The sequence below is a fragment of the Providencia sp. UF-183 genome, from assembly GCF_058246155.1.
On the sequence record NZ_JBSICD010000003.1, the window covers coordinates 225,813 to 245,988 of the forward strand.

Genomic DNA, 20,176 nt, shown 5'->3' on the forward strand with positions numbered 1-20,176 from the left:
GTACGTTTTTATCCTACCTGGAGTATACTGATGACGACTCGTAAAACCCTTGCTAATGCTATCCGCTTTCTAAGTATGGATGCGGTTCAAAAAGCAAAATCAGGGCATCCTGGCGCGCCAATGGGCATGGCTGATATTGCTGAAGTACTGTGGCGTGACCATATGAATCATAACCCAGCAAACCCACACTGGGCAGATCGTGACCGTTTTGTACTGTCAAACGGCCATGGTTCAATGCTGATTTATAGCTTGCTGCACCTCACTGGTTATGACTTATCTATCGAAGAGTTAAAAAACTTCCGCCAATTACACTCTAAAACACCGGGCCACCCAGAATATGGCTATACTCCAGGTGTTGAAACAACAACCGGTCCATTAGGCCAAGGTATTGCAAACGCAGTCGGTTTTGCGATTGCAGAACGCACATTAGCGGCGCAATTCAACCGTCCTGGCCATGATGTTGTTGACCACCACACTTATGTCTTCATGGGTGATGGTTGTATGATGGAAGGTATCTCGCACGAAGCATGTTCTTTAGCGGGTACACTGAAATTAAATAAACTGATCGCATTCTATGATGACAACGGCATCTCTATCGATGGTGAAGTTGAAGGTTGGTTTACTGATGATACCGCTGCACGCTTTGAGTCTTATGGCTGGCATGTTATTCGTGACATCGATGGTCACGATGCATCGCAAATCAATGCTGCGGTAAATGAAGCTAAAAAAGCAGACAAACCAACGCTGATTATGTGCAAAACCATCATTGGTTTTGGCTCACCAAACAAAGCGGGTTCTGAATCTGTTCACGGTGCACCATTAGGTGATGCTGAAATTGCAGCAACACGTGAAGCACTGGGCTGGAAATTTGGTCCGTTCGAAATTCCACAAGATATTTATGAAGCTTGGAATGCACGTAAAGCGGGCGAAGCGAAACAAAAAGCGTGGGATGAGAAATTTGCTGCTTATACCGCGGAATTCCCTGAGCTAGCGGCTGAGTTTACCCGTCGTATGAACGGTGAATTACCAGCAAACTTTGATGCAGAAGCGAAAAAATTCGTTGAAACCCTGCAACAAAACCCTGCCAACATCGCTAGCCGTAAAGCATCACAAAACGCACTGGAAGCTTTCGGTAAAGTATTACCTGAGTTTATGGGCGGTTCAGCTGACTTAGCACCAAGTAACTTAACCATGTGGTCAGGCTCTAAAGCGCTGAACGTAGACCCAGCGGGTAACTACATCCATTACGGTGTACGTGAATTTGGTATGTCAGCCATCATGAATGGTATCGCATTACACGGCGGTTTCATTCCTTACGGTGCAACCTTCCTGATGTTCGTTGAATACGCGCGTAATGCTGTGCGTATGGCTGCGCTGATGAAAATTCGCAGCATCTTCGTTTATACTCATGACTCTATCGGTCTGGGTGAAGATGGCCCAACTCACCAACCGGTTGAGCAACTGGCAAGCCTGCGTGTGACACCAAACGTCAGCACATGGCGTCCGTGTGACCAAGTTGAGTCTGCGGTTGCATGGAAATATGCGGTTGAGCGTAAAGATGGTCCAAGCGCACTGATTTTCTCTCGTCAGAATTTAGAGCAACAACCTCGTACCGCTGAGCAATTAGCGAATATCGAGAAAGGGGCTTACGTTCTGAAAGATTGCGCAGGTACACCTGAGCTTATCTTCATCGCAACAGGTTCTGAAGTTGAATTAGCGGTTAAAGCTGCTGACCAACTGGCAGCCGAAGGCCGCAAAGTTCGCGTTGTTTCTATGCCATCTACGGATGCATTTGATAAACAAGACGCTGCTTACCGCGAAGCTGTTTTACCTGCAAATGTTAGCGCTCGTGTGGCTATCGAAGCAGGTATTGCTGATTACTGGTTCAAATACACTGGCTTAAACGGTGCTATCATCGGTATGCATACCTTTGGTGAATCTGCGCCAGCGGAAGAGCTGTACAAAGAGTTCGGCATCACGGTAGAAAAAGCCGTTGAAGCAGCGAAATCGCTTCTGAAATAAGTGATTTAATGATGGGGTATTCATGTGTTGAATGCTCCGCATAATCTTATTTTGCTGAACAACGCCTAGCAGATCGTTAGGCGTTGTTTTTTTGTGCATCCATCGATGATTTTCTATTGCGTTCTATCACTTTATCCCTTAATCTAATTCTAGATTAGCTGAACCGTTTCAGTGAAATAAAATTCAATGAAAAAATTTTTTAAAAGTGTCGACTACAGCACACTTTTGATGTTTAACAGCTAAAATGAGCAGTAGAGTGAGTGTGAGTCAGTTATCCTTAGCAACCGTGTGATTTTGCTCATATACAAGGTGTGGAATGGCAATCAGGGTGGCAATAAATGGCTTTGGTCGAATAGGTCGAAGCGTTTTAAGAGCGTTATATGAATCGAGCCGTCGGGCAGAGATAGTCGTCGTTGCAATTAACGAACTTGCTGAACCGGAAGGCATCGCGCATTTGCTGAAGTATGATTCCAGTCATGGGCGCTTTGCGTGGGATGTGAGACTGAATGGCTCACTCTTACAAGTCGGCGACGATAACATTCGTTTATTTCACCAAACCGATATCACGGGGTTACCGTGGAAAGAACTCGGTATTGATATTGTCCTTGATTGCAGTGGTGCTTATGGCTCGCGAGATGATGGCTTAATGCACATCGCGGCAGGCGCTAAAAAAGTGCTATTCTCCCACCCAGGCACTGATGACCTTGATGCCACAGTTGTCTATGGCGTTAATCACGAAAACTTAACGGCCAAAGACAAGATTGTATCAAACGCATCTTGTACCACTAACTGCATTATCCCAATTATTAAATTACTTGATGAAGCATTTACGATTGAGTCAGGGACTGTTACGACTATCCACGCGTCAATGAATGACCAACCCGTTATCGATGCTTATCATAAAGATTTACGAAGAACGCGTGCTGCCAGCCAATCTATTATTCCGGTTGATACCAAATTAGCGGCGGGTATTACGCGAATTTTTCCGAAATTCAAAGATCATTTTGAAGCTATCTCTGTCCGTGTGCCGACAACCAATGTGACAGCGATTGATTTGAGTGTTACCGTACATGACGATGTCTGTGTTGAAAAAGTGAACCAACTACTGCGAAGCGCCGCACAGGGGCATTTTCGTGGTATAGTGGACTACACAGAATTGCCGTTAGTCTCGATGGATTTTAATCATGATCCACACAGTGCTATTATAGATGGTACGCAAACGCGAGTTAGCGGAAAACATTTAATAAAAACCCTGGTTTGGTGTGATAACGAATGGGGGTTTGCTAACCGGATGCTAGATACAACGCTAGCGATGGCAGCTGTCGGTTTCGACGAACAGGTTTAAACTAATTAGCTACTGACAGACAGCAGGGCATGATAACCTTTTCGCCTCTGCCCAGTAGTTGATGGAAACTTTATAGAGAATCAACAAGAGGATTCACCATGTCTGTAATTAAGATGACCGATTTAGACTTAGCGGGTAAACGTGTTTTTATTCGTTCTGACTTAAACGTTCCTGTAAAAGATGGCAAAGTTACTTCTGATGCACGTATCCGTGCTTCATTACCAACAATCGAAGCTGCTCTGAAGCAAGGCGCTAAAGTTATGGTCACTTCTCACCTCGGTCGTCCGACTGAAGGCGAGTACAACGAAGAGTTTTCACTGCAACCTGTTGTTGACTACCTGACAGATAAAATCGATTACCCAGTTCGTTTAGTCAAAGACTACTTAAATGGCGTTGATATTGCCGCTGGCGAGTTAGTCGTTCTGGAAAACGTTCGCTTTAATAAAGGCGAGAAAAAAGACGACGAAACACTGTCAAAACAATACGCTGCATTATGTGACGTGTATGTGATGGATGCGTTTGGTACGGCTCACCGTGCTCAAGCATCGACCCATGGCGTGGCAAAATTCTCACCGGTTGCGTGCGCAGGTCCATTGTTAAGTAATGAGTTAGAAGCATTAGGCAAAGCACTGGGTAACCCAGCGCGCCCAATGGTTGCGATTGTGGGTGGTTCTAAAGTCTCCACAAAACTGACTGTGTTAGATTCACTGTCTAAGATCGCTGACCAACTGATTGTTGGTGGTGGTATCGCAAATACCTTTATCGCAGCAGAAGGCAACAATGTTGGTCGTTCATTATATGAAGCTGACTTAATCCCTGAAGCGAAAAAATTACTGGCTAACTGCCAAATTCCAGTACCGACAGATGTTCGTGTTGCCACTGAGTTCTCTGAAACTGCAGAAGCAACTCTGAAATCAAGTACTGAAATCAAAGACGACGAGCAAATTCTGGACTTAGGTGATGAATCAGCGGAACGCCTGGCTGAAATCCTGAAAAACGCCAAAACCATTCTGTGGAATGGCCCAGTTGGTGTATTCGAATTCCCTAACTTCCGTAAAGGAACAGAGATCGTTGCAAAAGCTATCGCCGAAAGTGATGCATTCTCTATCGCGGGTGGTGGTGACACATTAGCCGCTATCGATTTATTCGGTATTGCAGACAAAATTTCATATATCTCTACGGGTGGCGGTGCTTTCCTTGAGTTCGTTGAAGGCAAAAAGCTCCCTGCCGTTGTGATGCTAGAAGAACGTGCTAAAGCGTAATTAATTGTTCATACACAACAGGCAGCGTAGGCTGCCTGTTTACCACAGGACCTTTTCACATGTCTAAAATTTTTGATTTTGTTAAACCGGGTGTTATCACGGGTGATGATGTACAGAAAGTTTTCGCAGTTGCCAAAGAAAATAACTTTGCATTGCCAGCGGTGAACTGTGTTGGTACGGATTCAATTAACGCCGTACTCGAAACGGCTGCAAAAGTGCGTGCGCCAGTTATTGTTCAGTTTTCAAACGGCGGTGCTGCATTTATCGCAGGTAAAGGTTTGAAAGCAGAAGGCCAACAAGCTGCAATTTTAGGCGCTATTTCAGGTGCTTATCATGTGCATCAAATGGCTGAGCACTATGGCGTGCCAGTTATTCTGCATACTGACCACTGTGCGAAAAAATTACTGCCATGGATTGATGGTCTGTTAGACGCAGGTGAAAAACACTACGCGAAAACGGGCAAACCACTGTTCTCTTCTCACATGATTGACCTGTCAGAAGAATCACTGGAAGAAAACATCGAAATCTGTGCTAAATATTTAGCGCGTATGGCTAAAATCGATATGACGCTGGAAATCGAATTAGGCTGTACTGGTGGTGAAGAAGACGGTGTTGATAACACAGGTATGGACAGCTCTGAGCTGTACACTCAACCAGAAGACGTTGCATACGCATACGAAAAACTGAATGCAGTGAGCCCACGTTTCACCATCGCTGCTTCTTTTGGTAACGTTCACGGTGTTTATAAACCAGGTAACGTTCAATTAACGCCAAAAATTCTGCGTAACTCACAAGACTACGTTTCAGAAAAATATAACCTGCCACACAACAGCTTAGACTTCGTATTCCACGGTGGTTCTGGCTCAAGTGCTGCTGAAATCAAAGAAGCCGTCGGCTACGGTGTTATCAAAATGAACATCGACACGGATACTCAGTGGGCAACTTGGGATGGTATTTTACAGTACTACAAAAAGAACGAAGGCTATCTGCAAGGTCAGTTAGGTAACCCGGAAGGTGCGGATAAACCTAACAAAAAATACTACGACCCACGTGTATGGCTGCGTAAAGCACAAGATTCAATGGTTGTTCGTTTAGAACAAGCTTTCAAAGAATTGAACTGTGTTGATGTTCTGTAATTAATACAGACTAAGTTTTACATTGTAATCCCTCTGTGAGGCAGCTTGCAGGGGGATTTTTTTATGGGGTTTCATTAGCCTGTGAAGGCAGTTTTAAAAATAGGGGAATTAGTAACTTCAACGAGAGCATGACGAGTGTTAATGTCTTTGTTAATTATCTGCTGGCGTTCCCTGATGAAACCTTAATTGCCAATGATTTGCTGAATTCTTTAACCAAATAGACGAGCGATTAGTCTGCCTTGTTTTTTCTCCTTGATGTAATTCAAAACTCATATATGTCATCAATACCGTACTCTCACTCAATAATGTGCAGTGATAGCCATCTGAATAAATCGTTTTGGGTGTTTCATCAATCAACGAGGCCAAGGTATCAGGTTTATCCGTTGTACCACCTGAACGGCCAAACTCAAAAAAATCAGGGTGTAGGATATCTTGAAGAAAATCGATATTTTGCCGATTAGCGGAAAAATGCAGCTTTTTTCTAACTCAATCAAGGTATTAAATAACGTTTCCACGATTAGCGTTGCTCCAGTTGTTGTGCCAGTTTTTTAGCGAGTTCCGTGAGGGTATCTGAGGCATTGCTATGAAAGTGCATGGCTATTTCCATTTCTTGTGCAGCAGGGAAACCGTCGTCTTCCGTCAAAATACGGTGCTGTGGCAATTTAGCACGCAATGGAAGCAAACTTATCCCTAGGCCATCGGTAATGGCGCTTTGAATGCCCGCAAGGCTTGAGCAAGTATAGGTGATGTGCCATGGGCGTTGATCGTTATCTAATAACTTAAACATATCATTGCGGTATAACCCATTCTCTGGGAAAACAATGAGCGGAACAGAATCGCTATTGTGTAATTGGCGCTGATTGCTGGTTAGCCAACACAGTGGCTCCGGCCAACAGTAGTCACTCTTAAACTCCCCTTTTTTCTGCTTCACGATAATTAAATCCAGTTCCCCATGTTGATAGCGTTGATGGAGCTGGCGGCTTAAACCGCTGGTGACTTCTAATCGTACATTTGGATTCGCCTGCATAAATGCGGCGAGGGTGGGGGTGACTTGCCCTGATGCTAAATCTTCGGGAAAACCAAGGCGTAGAGTGTGGATCACGGCACTGCCAGTGATCTTCATAAAAAAGGTATCGTTCAAGGCTAAGATGTTTTTTGCGTAACTTAGCAGGATTTCACCTGTTTCCGTTAAGGTTAAAATACGGTGACCTCGAACAAATAGTGGTTGCCCCACCAAGGTTTCTAACCGCTGAATTTGCTGGCTCAAAGTTGATTGCGTTGAATTTAAATGTTGCGAAGCCACTGTGAAATTCCCGGTTTCGGCAACGGCAACAAAGGTGTTCAATAGCACTAAATTGAGCAACGGATTCATTTATTTAATACCTACCATTTGGTTATTTAATTTCTAAATAGCATACTTTTTGAGTAGATTAAAGAGATGAGAAGGAGATAAATCATGAAAACAACAGTGTTAGGTGTTAAGTGGTTGGTTTATTTACTGGGTATTCTTTCAATTTCATTGATATTTATGGTGAAAGGCATGGCAAAATCACAATCTGATATGCTAGTTAGTGCGGCTGAGCAAGGGGATCTACGCCAAGTCCAAACGTTAATCGAGCAAGGGGCTAACATCGAACAACGGGATTTGCGGCAACGTACTCCATTAATGGCAGCCACCCATGAAAACCGTGTCGCTGTGGCACGCTATTTAATTGAGCACGGCGCAGATGTGAATGCGAAGGACAATATGCAAGACTCACCGTATCTCTATGCAGGGGCGCGTGGGCTACAAGATATTTTGCTGTTAACCCTGAAAAATGGGGCTGATTTAACAAGCACTAACCGTTATGGCGGTACTGCGCTGATCCCCGCGTCAGAACGTGGCCATATCGATACCGTCAAAACCTTGATTGGTGCGGGCGTAGATGTAAACCATATTAATCGCCTAGGGTGGACGGCATTGATTGAAGCGATTATTTTGGGGGATGGTAGCGACAAATACGCGCAGATTGTCACGCTGTTGATTGATGGCGGGGCTGATGTGAATTTAGCGGATGGCTCAGGAATTTCGCCTTTAACGTTAGCAAAAAGCAAAGGCTACCGTAACTTAATTGAAATCCTTGAAAAGGCGGGGGCGAAATAATGTCTGATAAACAATTTTTACAGCAAGCCGTTTCCCTCGCTGAAGAGAATGTTCAGACGGGAGGTCGCCCATTTGGTGCTGTTGTGGTTAGCCAAGGTAAAGTGGTGGCGACAGGGGTAAATCAAATGCTTGAGTTACACGACCCCACCGCACATGCGGAGTTAATGGCATTACGCCAAGCAGGGAAGGCGTTGAACCGCGTTAAACTGGAAGATTGCGTTGTCTATGCTAGCGGGCAACCTTGCCCAATGTGCTTAGCAGCAATGCGCATGGCGGGGATTACTCGAGTGGTATATGGCTATTCAAACCAAGATGCAGAGCCGTTTGGTCTATCGACAGCAGAGATTGCTAAAGCACTGCGTGTGGCACCTGAGCAGCAGTTGGGTTTTAAATTTGAGCAGTTAAGGCCAAATGATGCACCGCGCTCGGCGTTGTATCAAATGTGGTGGGAACAGCAAGGATAATGAGTAAAACAGCGTCGAACTCCCTCGCATTAGTGGTCACAATTGTATTAGTTGGGCTGAATTTACGGCCTTTTATGACGGGCCCCGGCCCTGTCATCGATAGTATTATTCACACTACAGGGATGAGCTACCAAAGCATTTCGCTCCTCACGTTATTGCCGATGTTATTGATGGGGATTGGTGCATTGGTTGTGCCCGCACTAAACCAACGAATAGGCGAGCGAAGCGGAATTGCTTTGGCGATGCTATTGCTATTTTTGGGTTCTTTTTCCCGTTATTTTGCCGATAATGGTCACATATTGCTGTTTACCGCATTTTTGTGTGGCGCGGGAGCCGCTTATATTCAAGCGGTTTTCCCCGGTTTTATTAAAGGGCATTTTCCACAAAAAATGGCCATGATGACGGGGCTTTATTCTGCGACGTTAATGGCGGGCGGTGCGATAGGCGCACAGCTAACGCCAATTTTAGACAGTGTAACAGGCCATTGGCAAAGTGCGTTGGCATGGCTTGCCTTACCTGCACTGATCGCGTTAATTGCTATCCTGCTAAATATTCGCACTATGAATAAAACGAGTGTTAGTCACGTTTCGGTATTGGCATTTTTTAAAAAACCACGGGCATGGCTATTGATAGCAGGGTTTGGGTTAATCAATGCGGGTTATGGAACAGTGGTAACATGGCTAGCACCTTTTTTCCAAGAACAGGGAATGAGTACTGCTCAAAGCGGCTCTTTTGTTGCCATGCTGACCGTGTTTCAAGCCTTGTCAGCTCTGATGATCCCTGTACTCGCCTCCCATAATATCGACCGTCGTTTCTGGCTTATTGCGACGTTAAGTTGCCAAGCTATTGGTTTTTTCGGGTTAATGTTGTTTGCTCGCGAAATGCCTTTTTTATGGGTAGCGTTATTAGGTGTTGGGTTAGGTGGCTGCTTTGCACTGAGTATTATTACGGCACTGGACCATATTCCCCACCCTGTTAGTGCGGGGGCATTAACCGCATTAATGCAAGCGGGCGGGTTTATTATCGCGGCATTTGGCCCATTGTTAGCGGCGTGGTTGCACCAATTAAGCCAAAGTTTTATCTGGGTGTGGGGGATGCACGTTATCTTTGTTGTAGTGACATTGCTGCTTTATTTGCGTTTAAACCCGAAAGGATATAGCCAAATCTTCGCAATAAAATAAAAAATCTCTTTTATTTTATTGCGAATGATAATTATTGTTATTTTGATGTTTTTTTGCCAAGATAGCTGCATATTTGTTCACTTCACAAGAGTTACTATGTCGCAGCATATCGAGAAAGCATTCACTCAAGCCCACTCAACACATGAAGAACACTGTGTTGGGGAGTTTATTCGTGTTCGCCGAGGGGAGTTTTTCATTAACCGCGACTTAGGGATTGAGGAAGAACAAAGTGCAGGACTAAAGATTGTGGCTATCCATCAAGGTATGATGGCATGCCACAGCAGTGCAGGGCAGCGGGTGGATGTGAACTCTCCATCGCTGATTTTATCCAGTAGTGCAAACAGCTACCAGCTGAATAACCAGTTTTATAGTCAGCAGCCTATGAAATACACCATGATTGATATTTCCCCTCAATGGTTAGAGCTGCAACAACTCAAATTGCCAACATCTTGTTATCACCCTCATAAACCCAAATTAGTGCGCTTGGCGATACCGCCCAATGTGTTAGCAATGACACACCAACTGTTTAGCCAGCCGATCCATGCGGCTGTCCGTCAGCTCTATTTAGGCGCAAAAGTCGCCGAAATTACAGCATTGTGCCTACATCATTCATTATCTCACCAAGAAAGTCACTCGTTGACCACATTGCGACAAAGAGATATTGATAATTTGCATATGGCAAAAGAAATACTGATTCAGGAAATGGAGTCTCCCCCTAGTTTAGATGAATTAGCCAAGCGATTGGGGCTGAATACCCGCAAATTGACGCAAGGGTTTCGCCAGTTATTTGGTAATAGTATCTACGGCTGGTTGCAGGAGTATCGGTTGGAAACCGCATTTCAATTACTGAGTTTAAATGACGCCAACATTTCAACCGTCGCCTATCAAGTGGGTTATACCCCCGCACATTTCTCGGTCGCATTTCGCAAGCGTTTTGGCATGTCTCCTAATCAACTTAAAAAATAGTAAATACCTCGCCGGAAAACCATAGACAAATTCCGGCGGTCGAAAGTATCCCCTGCCATTAATTGCTAAATTGATAACAATTATCATTTAACTTTTTAAGGGTAGGAAATGCTGTCCGTGTCTAACATCAAAATATTTGGGATCTCCCGTCTAACGCCTTGTGCGCTACTGTGTGCCACTGCAAGTTGGTCTTTGATGGCATATGCTGAGCCCGCAGTGCAACCTAAGCACGACGCTATTCAAGTGACGGCATCTTCGGCTTCAGATGATGACTATATCGAGCCTGGCGTTACGACCTTAGGCAAAATGGCACTGAAGCCAAGAGAAGTCGCGCAGTCGGTGAGTGTGATAGACCGAGAGCAAATCGAGAAACAGAATCTCCAAACCCTTGATGATGTTATGCAACGTGCAACAGGGGTGACCAGTGCACCTTATGTGAAACTGACCACCGCTTATTATGTGCGGGGTTTCCAAATCGATTCATTCGAAATTGATGGTGTGCCTGCCCTTTTAGGGAATATGGCAAGCTCACCTCAAGATATGGCGGTGTATGAGCGAGTTGAAATTTTGCGTGGCTCAAATGGTTTATTGCATGGCATGGGAAACCCTGCGGCAACGGTCAATATGGTGCGTAAACACGCTCCGAAAGAGAATATGGCAAAACTGAGCCTTAGCGCAGGCAGTTGGGATCGCTACCGTGGTGAAGTGGATGTGGGCGGCTTGCTCAATGACTCTGGTTCAGTGCGCGGGCGCTTTGTCATGGCGTGGGAAGATAAAGATTATTTCTATGATGTGTCTGACCAACAAACTCGCTTGATGTATGGCACGGTCGATATCGATATCACCCCAGACACATTATTACGTATGGGCGCTCAGTTCCAAACCATTGATTCAGTGACCAATATGGCGGGTGTACCGATGGGGAAAGATGGCAGTGATTTGCATCTTCCACGCAAAACCTATCTGGATGTGGATTGGGATCGCTTCAAATGGGACACCTCACGCAGCTTTGCGGGTATTGAGCACCAAATCAATGATGATTGGCAATATAAATTAAACGCTGAATATCAACATGTTAACGCACGTCTCTTGTACGCAGGGGCATGGGGTAACATTGACCCAGTCACTGGTGATGGTGCGATGTTGATGGGCGGGGCCTATAAATTCCGTAATGAGCAAACCAGTTTAGACACCAGCGTGAATGGCAAAGTGGATGGTTGGGGCTTAAAGCATGATGTTATTGTGGGCGCGAGCTATTCTCATGCCAGTGAAAAACAATACAGTGCCAATCTTGATCCCGCATTGAATGTGCCTGTGAACGTGTATCGTTGGGATCCGCACAGTGTGCCGAAACCGAAAATTGGTGCCTATAGCTCAGCGGGTGCCACCAAAACCACCCAAAAAGGTGTATACGGTATGAGCCGCATTAAAGTGGTGGAGCCTGTCACGGTGATTGTTGGTGCGCGTGATAGCTGGTGGGATGTTAAAACACCGACCTCGAATTTCACAGAAAATGGCCGCATTACCCCTTATGGTGGGGTGATTTGGGACTTTGCACCGCAATGGTCTTGGTACAACAGCTACTCCACCGTGTACCAACCTCAAACAGGGAAAACATGGAGCGGTAAAATGCTCAAGCCTGTTGAAGGTCAAACTTTAGAAACGGGGATTAAAGGTTCTTTATTAAATGGCAGCTTGAATTTATCGGGCGCTGTTTACCAAATCGATATCAAAAATAACCCACAAATCGACCCTGAGCACCCAACGGGGGGCTTTAATAACTATTTCATTAGTGGCGGGAAAGTACGTAGCCAAGGTTTTGAACTTGAAGGTATTGGGTATATCACGCCATTCTGGGACTTATCCGTGGGCTATACCTATACCGACACGAAATACCGTGATGATAGCCAGCGCAAAGGGGATTCTTACAACACCTTGACGCCTCGCCATATGTTGCGTGTCTGGTCGAACTATGACCTCCCTTGGGATGAACGTAAGTGGAGCTTAGGTGGCGGGATGCAGGCGCAAAGTGCGTATAGCACCAGTAATGGAAACGTAACATTACGCCAAGGTGGCTACGCGATTTTCAATACGCGTCTAGGCTATCAAATTGATGAAACATGGTCAGCCGCGGTGAACGTAAATAACTTATTTGACCGTCGTTACTATTCTGGGCTGTTCTCTCCACAATGGAATAACCGTTATGGCGACCCACGGAATGTGATGTTCACCTTAAAGGCTGATTTTTAATGAAATTAGCGAGTGCCTTGTCCGTTATTGGGACAATCATGGGCGGTGCCGTGCTATCGATGTTGATAGCACGCTTTTACCCATCATTAGACCCACTTAACCGACTATATGCTGCTGTTTTTATTAGCAGTTTTGTCACGATGGGGCTATTAGTGTACAACCTAACAGCGCCGTCTTGGCAGCGTGCGTTATTACGCAGCTATAGCTGGTGGCCGTTACCGCTGGTATTTATGTTAGGGGGCGTATTATGAGCCTTCGCCAAACTCTATCTTTAGCTCACCGTTTAGATGCGTTGCACCGCAGTGCAGGGGCATTTTTCGGCATTTTTTTATTTGTTATCTTATTTAGTGGTTGCTGGAGTTTGGGTAGTGATGCACTGCGCTTATGGTGGAATGGCGTACCATTATCAGGACAAATATTACCGATGGATAGGCTAGTTGCTTTGCAGCCTGATGCAAAAATGATCCAATTGCCCCAAGGGAATAACCCTGTTATTACCTTTTGCCAAGGCATGGGGCAGTGCGACTCCAGCTTTAGCGCCATTAACGGTGAGCCAATCGAACAAAATACCCCCGCGATGTGGTTGGTCACACTGCATAAAAACCTCTTTCTTGATTTTCCTGGGCGTATTTTTCTCAGTTTATTTGGTTTTGCGCTGGCTGTTTTGCTGATCACGGGGTGGTTCATTCAACGCAAGCGTATCGCTACGATGCTGCGTTTGCCGAGGCGAACAAGTTTACGGTTATTTTTTCATGATTTGCACAGCTGGCTGGGGCTTTGGTGCTACCCGTGGCTGATTCTCTTTGCGTTGACTGGGGCACTTTCTGGATTAGGTGCCTTGGGCACGGTTTCATTGGCACAAAGGGCGGCACCTGAATCCCCTCAAATGATAATGAAAAACCTGATGGGCGGGTTTGATGCAATAGAAATCCCGACGGCTGTAGCTGAAAGCACGGTGGCATCCGTTATTGCGACGTTAGGGGAAATCGCGCCGTCTTTTATTCCCCAAACGGTAGGGTTTCAAGGTGAAAAGTGGATTATTGGCGGGGTACGAGTAGGGCAGCTTTCCACTGCGAACTTTGAACAATACCAGTTTGATAGCACCACAAAACAGCTTGTCGGTATACGTGATTCTGCCCAGCAAAGTGGCTGGACAAGGGCCTTTATTGCCGTCCAGCCTATGCATTATGGGCAATACCAATGGTGGCCTCAAGGTGAAAGCCTTGCCAGCACATTGCATTTTATGGCGGGCATCGGTGCCTTGATATTAGTCTCGGTAGGGTTGGCAATGTGGTGTTGGCGGCGAATGGAGACGCTATCAGCACGCTTCATTGTGGGGAGTTGTGGCGGGTTGCTATTGGCAAGTAGCCTTTTACTTGCACTGGCTCCGTGGCCTTTGCTGTTGTCATCCTCTTCTTTTTTCCTGTGTTGGGCTGCCTGCTTGCTACTGTGTTTGCTATATAAAAATGTACGCGCCAGTTTAGCCATGATTTGCTTGTTATCGGTCAGCCTATTATTTGCCGCACTTATTACCTCTTGGGTTTCCCATTCAACCCCATTTTCACGTATTGACCTCACTGTGCTGTGTAGCGCAGTGGGGCTGCTTATCGGTTTTTTCGGTTGTCAGACATTGTCATGCACAGCAAAACGTGCACGGAGTTAATATGAAAGATCTTTTACAAAATAAACAGTTAGTGTTGACGCTTGGCCTGCTTTACCTTGCTCAAGGGATCCCAATGGGGATTGCAATGGACGCATTGCCGACCTTCTTGCGCCATGATGGCGGGGAATTGAAAGTATTGGCGTTTTTACCGCTGGTGGGCTTGCCATGGGTGGTGAAATTTTTGTGGGCATCATTCGTGGACAACCATTGGGGGAAAAAGCTTGGTCGCCGAAAAAGCTGGATCATTCCCATGCAAATTATTGTCACGCTGGCGATGTTTGCGCTGAGTACATTAGGTTTATCCGTTGAAAATGCACTCCCTTGTGTGGTGTTACTATTTGTTGCTTCACTGGCAAGTGCAACACAGGACATTGCAACAGACGGAATGGCTGCGGAACAAGTCAGTGGCACGATGTTGTCAAAAATTAATGCAGTGCAGATTGCGGGTGTGATGGCAGGTTTCTTTATTGGCGGAGCTGGTTTAATGATCATGAGCGAAAGCTTAGGTCAGCATATGGCATTGGGGATATTAGCCTGCGTGCCGTTACTCAGCTTATTGTTCATCTCATTATGTCCCTTAAAAAATACAGTGGTAACCACAAATTCGGACGAAAAAGCGAGCTTATTCAACACGTTTAAGCGCCGTGGGGCAACGCGTTTATTACTGTTGACCTTATTGTCTGCGGTGACGGCAGTGTCAGGGTTTGGTTTGGCAAAATTGTTTTTAAACGATGCTGGGTGGTCGTTGGCACAAATCGGCAAGATGGGGATGGCTGGAGGGATGGTCACTTTAGTGTTGGGCTGCGGCGGAGGGGCATGGTTAATTGGCAAAATTGGCGTTTGGCGTGCCTTTTCATTTGGCTTATTGTTTGCGCTGATTTCCTCTTTATTGTGGATGTTGCAATCGTTTAATGGGGTATCTATTAGCATGGTTGCACTGTGTATCACTTTTGGCTCGTTATCTGCGGGAGTCACATCGGTGGCGATAATGACCGCTGGGATGCAATTTGCATCGCAATATCACCAAGCAGGAACGGATATGACGGCAGTACAGAGTACACGGGATATTGGTGAGCTAGTCAGTTCAATGATGTTAGTGGGGCTGACGGCTGCGGTTGGCTATTCAGGTGGTTTTATTTTAGGGGCTTCAATCGCCTTAGTGGCACTTTTTGTGACCTTTTCACATTACCGTTATGTGCAACGTTTGGAAACAGAGCAAGCTTAAGCCTGTAAAATAATTGGGCAGAGCAAGAGAGTCTTGCTCTGTTTTTGTGCCTTATTTGCCCTTAGATTTTTTCTGTTTATTTTTGATTTCATTGTTAGCTTTATCTATGGCTTTATTAAAGTAGCTATCTAAATAATTTTGGTTGGTTAAGAAAAACAGTAAACAACTGCCAACAATCACTAGCCAGATTAGCTGGAATTTAATGGTTTCTTCAAGGCCAAACATTAACATTAATGGGATCATGACGATCATGCTGATAAAAACAGAACAAAACAAAGAACCTGCCACATAGCCTGACAGTTTTTTTAGTCCCAATACATTGAGAATAATTAAGCTGACAATAGACGCAAACAGAGTGCCAAATGTGGCAAACATGATAATAATTCCCGCCTCTTGATCTAATAACCAATCGGTAAAACCCAGCCAAGAAAAAGGGATGCTAATCATGATGTAGGCTCCTGTTGACCATACAGCAAAGGGATATCCTTAAAGCGAAATAACACAGCAAAAATCAGGTTTGGAAACACATGAATATCCGTATTGTAGAGCGTGACGGTTTGGTTAAAAAACTCACGGCGGTCAGCTATTTGGTCTTCAACGAGTTTCGCTTGTTTTTGCAATTCTAATAGTGCCGATTTACTGATGAGCTGCGGGTACTTTTCCGCGATAGCAATTAATGGTTTTATTTTAGGGGCAATGTGATTTGCTGTATCGACTTTGCTTTCTATTTTTTTACTGTCTAAATAGCGCTGTCGGCTCTGAATCAATTCACTAAATAGCTGTTTTTCGTGCGCCATGGCTTGGTCTGCAACTTGGGTCAGCACAGGCAATAATTCCACCTGTTTTTTTAATAACACATCAATATTGGCAAACGCTTTATAGCAGTTATTTCTTAAGAATATAATGTTGTTATAGATGTTCACCAAATAACGTAAAAAAATAAAACCGACGATTCCGATGATGAGAAAGAAAATAATTTTTTCCATATTAGTCATCACCTAGCCATGAAATTTGGTCGAAATGCATCCGTAATTGACCATTTTGGTAATCCATTGGCGTGATAATAATCGTTCCAATCAGTAAAAGTGCAGCAATAACGGTGAGCGCTAAATTACGGCGCAAAGGCCGTGCTTTGTTCCAACTGACCACAAAATCTGAGGGCGACACACCCAGCAATAAATGCGGAGCTTTGCGAATAATAATGGGTTTACCATTTTCATCCGAATCAGCGGTACCGATTAATAAATAATTAGTTTTGGGCTCTAAAATATATTCAGTATAACGGCGATTGCCACTTTCCATATCTGCATGAGGTGATAAACCTGGATAGACAAAATAATCAGGATCACATTCAACGTTGATTGAGCCAGTATCATCAGTCAACGTAAAGTGATGCATACGTTTTTTACTGTTTTGCAGCGTATAACTTTTTTTGCCATCTTTATCTTTGGAAACGGAATATTCAAAATAAAATGAGCCATAGCAGCTTTTATTGCCCAATTCACTTTTGATTTCTGTACCGGAGGTGATCTTCCCTTCAACTTCCACTAACCCCATGGCAACGGAACGTATTTTTGAGGTGGCTAAGTTCTTTTGGAATTTTAAAAAACGTTTGGTGGGGGTGTTTTCAATAAATTTAAAAACAAAGGTGAGGACAAACGCGAGGAAAAAGATGCGCATGTCGATAAAAAAGCCTGCCATTAAACAGGTGGCTAATAATGTTCCCACCACAACTTTAACGAACGCAGCAAATTTCGATGAGCCTTCATTTTGCATCCGTTGGTAGGCTTGAATACCCGATTCCGTGATCCTAACCAAATGGCGGGAAACAAAAAAAGTAATCACCATTACAACAACGTAATACAGGATGCTCGGGTAATCCCCCTGAGTCGGGGAGATTGAGACCCACATACCAAAGGCCATACTAAAAAAGGGAATGATGCCCCAAGTGATCTTTTTATTTATCGAAAATTGCTTATCAAGAAATAAAATTAACGCACCGACTGCGGCACCTAGTAAAAAATACATTTTTGTTCACCCAGTGAAGGCTATTTGAATTGAACGCCATGGTATTGTTTTTCATCCTCGGCAATTTCCAATAGGGGTAATTGCGTAAAACGAAATGCATTGGCAATAATGCTGTCAGGGAACATTTGGATTGCCGTATTGTATTCGGTTGTTGCGTCATTAAAGCCTTCTCGGCGTTGAGCTATTTTATTTTCCACATCACTTAAGGCGATTTGTAATTGGGTAAATTGTTCGCCTGAAATTAGCGTTGGGTAATTTTCTGCGATAGCGATAATACTGCGCAGAGCGCTGCTCATTTCATTCGATGCAGCAATTTTTTCATTTAACCCTTTGGCATTAAAGTAGCTTTGGCGCGCATCACTTAATGACGTAAATAATGTTTTTTCATGCTCCATCGCTTTTTCAGAGATGGTGACAAGTTGAGGGATCTGGTCTGCTCGCTGCTTTAAAATGACATCGATATTCGCAAATTGGTTGCTGACTTGGTTACGTGTACTGACTAGGCGGTTATAGATAGAAATTCCCCAGCCCACTAAAAGTAATAGCGCAATAAATACCACGATAAGGGTGATTGTCATATTCGAGCCTTTTAACCAGAAAATGGTGCGAGTTTAGGATTTGAGCTTAAACGTATAAGAGGGCGATAAATTATGCAATCAGAAAAGGGATAAATTACTAACGTTGAGAGGTGATATGCGGGCTAACACCTAAACTCGAGTGGTGCTAGCCCGCATATTTAAAAAACGTTAAAAGAACTTATCTACAGTGACGTCTATTTCGGTATAGCTTTGTTCAAGGAAATAGTTTAAATCGCATTGTAGAATATTGGCGAATATACAAAGTCGGCGGATCGTGAAGTTTTGTACGCCTCGCTCGTAACGGGATATTTGCTGTTGGCTTAACCCCGATTGTCTACCTAAATTGTCGCCAGTTAAGCCCATTTGCAAACGACGCTTGCGCATTTTCTGCCCAATATAAGAATTTGAGATGTCTGTATGATATTTTGTCATAATATAACTCTAATCAAGTAATAATGAATCAAATCCGCGAGAGATAGCAGGTGTGTATTTAATTAACTCTCATGGTTTGTTAATTCGATATCATTATTGGAATAAATATTATTATCTCCATTAAATAAAGCTATCCCTACAATAAATACACTAAGCCCAATAATTGATATCATAACGCTAAATAATTTTGATAAATTTTTGTTAATATAAAATAATGATTGTTCTTTTAATGAAAATGCTGAGTCTGAAAAAGATAAAAATAATATAATAGTTCCCCAGTGTAATACCGATAAAAGAAACGGATATTCAACATTGCTATGGATTACAATGGGTAATATGGCAATTATCATGGCTAATGAGTATCCATTACCATTTTTTTTATATTTAATAAAAGACTGGAAAATAATGTAAATACTCCCCGTGATCAGTAGTGCCATAAAAAGTAAATTAATATTGCTACCTTTCATAATCCAAAGAAAAATTTCATTATGTGAATGTGGAACAATATATTGTTCTGAACTTAAAAATGGGAGCGCTGTTCTGCCATAGCCATTTTTAGGGATTAACGAAGGATCCCATATATCATCAGGTTGCTCTAAAAAGAGGGTAACCGAAAACCGTAACATTTGTTTTAAATGAAACTGGTTAATCACTTCAGTACTGATAAACTGTGGGCAGAGTTTGATAAGATAAATACCAATAAACATTGCCACAGCCATTATAAAGTAACTTGCAATTACCCTTAATTGATTTTTTTTGTAGAAAAGGCAAACAAATATAAAAATTGCCACAATAAAACTTAACCATGTTGTTACGGATTGCAAGGTTACAAGTGTTAAAGTAAATAAAAATATTGCACAGCCTAACGCAATCGCCCTTATATTCTCATACTTGGAATTTACTAAGGTAAATTGCGATAAAATAAGTGTCATCATCGCAAGCAAGCATGATGCAGCTACGCTTACTGACAATATATTAATTTGTTGCGACAAACCATTTGACCGCATATCCGTTGCGAAATAAAAAATATCAGGCTGAGTGAAAAATTGGTAACCCGTCAAACAGGCTTGAATAGCTGAAAATACAATATTGCAATAAATACAAAACGACTGTACCCGCCACCTGTCTTTTATTTGTAGTCCAGTAATATAAAATAATACGCCAATGGTAATGCCAGACCAATACCAAAAAATCAATTCACTGTTTATATCGCTTGAATAAGCAAGTCCAATTGCTAAAAAAATTAACGCAATAAAAAAGCAAATTGCAGGTACGGTAATAACAATTTTATTTTTTCGATAAAATACCGTAAATGAAATAGTCGAAATCAACATGGCAATAGCAAGCCAACTAATGATATTTTGTGGAAGTGATTGGCGTAAACTTCCTAAGCTATCAATATAAATTAGGCTGGCTAAATGCCAAATAACAAATACGCCAATAAATAATGAGCGAGATATCATAATCATAGTGCATTACCG

General features: G+C 43.5%; 20 protein-coding genes. 12 read left to right on the forward strand and 8 right to left on the reverse strand.

The annotated features are described in order from the left end of the window. Positions 1-30 precede the first annotated feature (30 nt). From tkt to fbaA, 4 genes are all read left to right on the forward strand, one after another. The gene (gene tkt, locus AC4IFT_RS03975) at positions 31-2,022 is read left to right on the forward strand and encodes a transketolase (protein ID WP_490731809.1); all 1,992 of its coding nucleotides are present in this window, start codon (positions 31-33) and stop codon (positions 2,020-2,022) included. Positions 2,023-2,338: 316 nt separating this feature from the next. Then, positions 2,339-3,367, forward strand: a complete 1,029-nt coding sequence (gene epd / locus AC4IFT_RS03980) for an erythrose-4-phosphate dehydrogenase (RefSeq protein ID WP_490731811.1) — start codon at positions 2,339-2,341, stop codon at positions 3,365-3,367. 98 nt (positions 3,368-3,465) lie between these two features. Then, entirely contained in the window at positions 3,466-4,629 is a 1,164-nt protein-coding gene (gene pgk, locus AC4IFT_RS03985) for a phosphoglycerate kinase (RefSeq protein WP_219245784.1), read from the forward strand. 59 nt (positions 4,630-4,688) lie between these two features. Next, positions 4,689-5,765, forward strand: coding sequence for a class II fructose-bisphosphate aldolase (gene fbaA, locus AC4IFT_RS03990; protein ID WP_219245785.1), 1,077 nt, complete (start codon positions 4,689-4,691; stop codon positions 5,763-5,765). A 150-nt stretch (positions 5,766-5,915) separates the two neighbouring features. On the opposite strand, the gene AC4IFT_RS03995 is transcribed toward fbaA, so the two are convergent. Then, positions 5,916-6,239, reverse strand: a complete 324-nt coding sequence (locus AC4IFT_RS03995; protein WP_490750697.1) for a nuclear transport factor 2 family protein — start codon at positions 6,237-6,239, stop codon at positions 5,916-5,918. 43 nt (positions 6,240-6,282) lie between these two features. Continuing rightward, positions 6,283-7,137 (reverse strand): LysR substrate-binding domain-containing protein, encoded by an 855-nt coding sequence (locus tag AC4IFT_RS04000; protein WP_490750665.1) that lies wholly within the window; start codon positions 7,135-7,137, stop codon positions 6,283-6,285. An 84-nt stretch (positions 7,138-7,221) separates the two neighbouring features. Between AC4IFT_RS04000 and AC4IFT_RS04005 the strand changes: the two genes are divergently transcribed. From AC4IFT_RS04005 to AC4IFT_RS04040, 8 genes are all read left to right on the forward strand, one after another. After that, the gene (locus tag AC4IFT_RS04005) at positions 7,222-7,908 is read left to right on the forward strand and encodes an ankyrin repeat domain-containing protein (protein ID WP_490731814.1); all 687 of its coding nucleotides are present in this window, start codon (positions 7,222-7,224) and stop codon (positions 7,906-7,908) included. Then, positions 7,908-8,372 (forward strand): nucleoside deaminase, encoded by a 465-nt coding sequence (locus AC4IFT_RS04010; protein ID WP_490731816.1) that lies wholly within the window; start codon positions 7,908-7,910, stop codon positions 8,370-8,372. The genes AC4IFT_RS04005 and AC4IFT_RS04010 overlap by 1 nt, the downstream gene beginning before the upstream one ends. Beyond that, complete coding sequence (locus AC4IFT_RS04015) at positions 8,372-9,553, forward strand: cyanate transporter (RefSeq protein ID WP_490731818.1); 1,182 nt, start codon at positions 8,372-8,374, stop codon at positions 9,551-9,553. Before AC4IFT_RS04010 ends, AC4IFT_RS04015 begins: the two co-directional genes overlap by 1 nt. 96 nt (positions 9,554-9,649) lie before the next feature. Next, positions 9,650-10,519, forward strand: coding sequence for a helix-turn-helix transcriptional regulator (locus AC4IFT_RS04020; protein WP_490731820.1), 870 nt, complete (start codon positions 9,650-9,652; stop codon positions 10,517-10,519). Positions 10,520-10,627: 108 nt separating this feature from the next. Continuing rightward, complete coding sequence (locus tag AC4IFT_RS04025) at positions 10,628-12,769, forward strand: TonB-dependent siderophore receptor (protein WP_490731822.1); 2,142 nt, start codon at positions 10,628-10,630, stop codon at positions 12,767-12,769. Then, on the forward strand, positions 12,769-13,020 hold the full coding sequence (locus AC4IFT_RS04030) for a hypothetical protein (protein ID WP_490750666.1): 252 nt from the start codon (positions 12,769-12,771) through the stop codon (positions 13,018-13,020). The genes AC4IFT_RS04025 and AC4IFT_RS04030 overlap by 1 nt, the downstream gene beginning before the upstream one ends. Beyond that, positions 13,017-14,432, forward strand: a complete 1,416-nt coding sequence (locus AC4IFT_RS04035; protein ID WP_490750667.1) for a PepSY-associated TM helix domain-containing protein — start codon at positions 13,017-13,019, stop codon at positions 14,430-14,432. The genes AC4IFT_RS04030 and AC4IFT_RS04035 overlap by 4 nt, the downstream gene beginning before the upstream one ends. Position 14,433: 1 nt before the next feature. Then, positions 14,434-15,657, forward strand: a complete 1,224-nt coding sequence (locus AC4IFT_RS04040; RefSeq protein ID WP_490750668.1) for a RhtX/FptX family siderophore transporter — start codon at positions 14,434-14,436, stop codon at positions 15,655-15,657. A 51-nt stretch (positions 15,658-15,708) separates the two neighbouring features. On the opposite strand, the gene AC4IFT_RS04045 is transcribed toward AC4IFT_RS04040, so the two are convergent. The 6 genes from AC4IFT_RS04045 to AC4IFT_RS04070 all read right to left on the reverse strand — a co-directional run bounded on the left by AC4IFT_RS04045 (position 15,709) and on the right by AC4IFT_RS04070 (position 20,164). Beyond that, a complete protein-coding gene (locus tag AC4IFT_RS04045) occupies positions 15,709-16,104 on the reverse strand; it encodes a hypothetical protein (protein WP_490750669.1) in 396 nt (131 codons plus the stop codon). After that, the gene (locus AC4IFT_RS04050; RefSeq protein WP_490750670.1) at positions 16,101-16,643 is read right to left on the reverse strand and encodes a LemA family protein; all 543 of its coding nucleotides are present in this window, start codon (positions 16,641-16,643) and stop codon (positions 16,101-16,103) included. Before AC4IFT_RS04050 ends, AC4IFT_RS04045 begins: the two co-directional genes overlap by 4 nt. A gap of 1 nt (position 16,644) precedes the next feature. Then, on the reverse strand, positions 16,645-17,685 hold the full coding sequence (locus AC4IFT_RS04055; RefSeq protein ID WP_490750671.1) for a hypothetical protein: 1,041 nt from the start codon (positions 17,683-17,685) through the stop codon (positions 16,645-16,647). Between the two features lie 20 nt (positions 17,686-17,705). Continuing rightward, the gene (locus tag AC4IFT_RS04060) at positions 17,706-18,263 is read right to left on the reverse strand and encodes a LemA family protein (protein ID WP_490750672.1); all 558 of its coding nucleotides are present in this window, start codon (positions 18,261-18,263) and stop codon (positions 17,706-17,708) included. A 168-nt stretch (positions 18,264-18,431) separates the two neighbouring features. Beyond that, the gene (locus AC4IFT_RS04065; protein WP_490731838.1) at positions 18,432-18,695 is read right to left on the reverse strand and encodes a helix-turn-helix domain-containing protein; all 264 of its coding nucleotides are present in this window, start codon (positions 18,693-18,695) and stop codon (positions 18,432-18,434) included. Positions 18,696-18,757: 62 nt separating this feature from the next. Further along, positions 18,758-20,164: an O-antigen ligase domain-containing protein gene (locus AC4IFT_RS04070; RefSeq protein WP_490750673.1), complete on the reverse strand. Its 1,407-nt coding sequence runs from the start codon at positions 20,162-20,164 to the stop codon at positions 18,758-18,760. Positions 20,165-20,176: the final 12 nt, after the last annotated feature.

What these genes read in the sequence shown, in the direction of transcription:
- tkt (WP_490731809.1), top strand. Translation starts at nt 31, where the DNA reads ATGACGACTCGTAAAACCCTTGCTAATGCTATCCGCTTTCTAAGTATG.
- epd (WP_490731811.1), top strand. Translation starts at nt 2,339, where the DNA reads ATGGCAATCAGGGTGGCAATAAATGGCTTTGGTCGAATAGGTCGAAGC.
- pgk (WP_219245784.1), top strand. Translation starts at nt 3,466, where the DNA reads ATGTCTGTAATTAAGATGACCGATTTAGACTTAGCGGGTAAACGTGTT.
- fbaA (WP_219245785.1), top strand. Translation starts at nt 4,689, where the DNA reads ATGTCTAAAATTTTTGATTTTGTTAAACCGGGTGTTATCACGGGTGAT.
- AC4IFT_RS04000 (WP_490750665.1), bottom strand. Translation starts at nt 7,137, where the DNA reads ATGAATCCGTTGCTCAATTTAGTGCTATTGAACACCTTTGTTGCCGTT.
- AC4IFT_RS04005 (WP_490731814.1), top strand. Translation starts at nt 7,222, where the DNA reads ATGAAAACAACAGTGTTAGGTGTTAAGTGGTTGGTTTATTTACTGGGT.
- AC4IFT_RS04010 (WP_490731816.1), top strand. Translation starts at nt 7,908, where the DNA reads ATGTCTGATAAACAATTTTTACAGCAAGCCGTTTCCCTCGCTGAAGAG.
- AC4IFT_RS04015 (WP_490731818.1), top strand. Translation starts at nt 8,372, where the DNA reads ATGAGTAAAACAGCGTCGAACTCCCTCGCATTAGTGGTCACAATTGTA.
- AC4IFT_RS04020 (WP_490731820.1), top strand. Translation starts at nt 9,650, where the DNA reads ATGTCGCAGCATATCGAGAAAGCATTCACTCAAGCCCACTCAACACAT.
- AC4IFT_RS04025 (WP_490731822.1), top strand. Translation starts at nt 10,628, where the DNA reads ATGCTGTCCGTGTCTAACATCAAAATATTTGGGATCTCCCGTCTAACG.
- AC4IFT_RS04030 (WP_490750666.1), top strand. Translation starts at nt 12,769, where the DNA reads ATGAAATTAGCGAGTGCCTTGTCCGTTATTGGGACAATCATGGGCGGT.
- AC4IFT_RS04035 (WP_490750667.1), top strand. Translation starts at nt 13,017, where the DNA reads ATGAGCCTTCGCCAAACTCTATCTTTAGCTCACCGTTTAGATGCGTTG.
- AC4IFT_RS04040 (WP_490750668.1), top strand. Translation starts at nt 14,434, where the DNA reads ATGAAAGATCTTTTACAAAATAAACAGTTAGTGTTGACGCTTGGCCTG.
- AC4IFT_RS04045 (WP_490750669.1), bottom strand. Translation starts at nt 16,104, where the DNA reads ATGATTAGCATCCCTTTTTCTTGGCTGGGTTTTACCGATTGGTTATTA.
- AC4IFT_RS04050 (WP_490750670.1), bottom strand. Translation starts at nt 16,643, where the DNA reads ATGGAAAAAATTATTTTCTTTCTCATCATCGGAATCGTCGGTTTTATT.
- AC4IFT_RS04055 (WP_490750671.1), bottom strand. Translation starts at nt 17,685, where the DNA reads ATGTATTTTTTACTAGGTGCCGCAGTCGGTGCGTTAATTTTATTTCTT.
- AC4IFT_RS04060 (WP_490750672.1), bottom strand. Translation starts at nt 18,263, where the DNA reads ATGACAATCACCCTTATCGTGGTATTTATTGCGCTATTACTTTTAGTG.
- AC4IFT_RS04065 (WP_490731838.1), bottom strand. Translation starts at nt 18,695, where the DNA reads ATGACAAAATATCATACAGACATCTCAAATTCTTATATTGGGCAGAAA.
- AC4IFT_RS04070 (WP_490750673.1), bottom strand. Translation starts at nt 20,164, where the DNA reads ATGATTATGATATCTCGCTCATTATTTATTGGCGTATTTGTTATTTGG.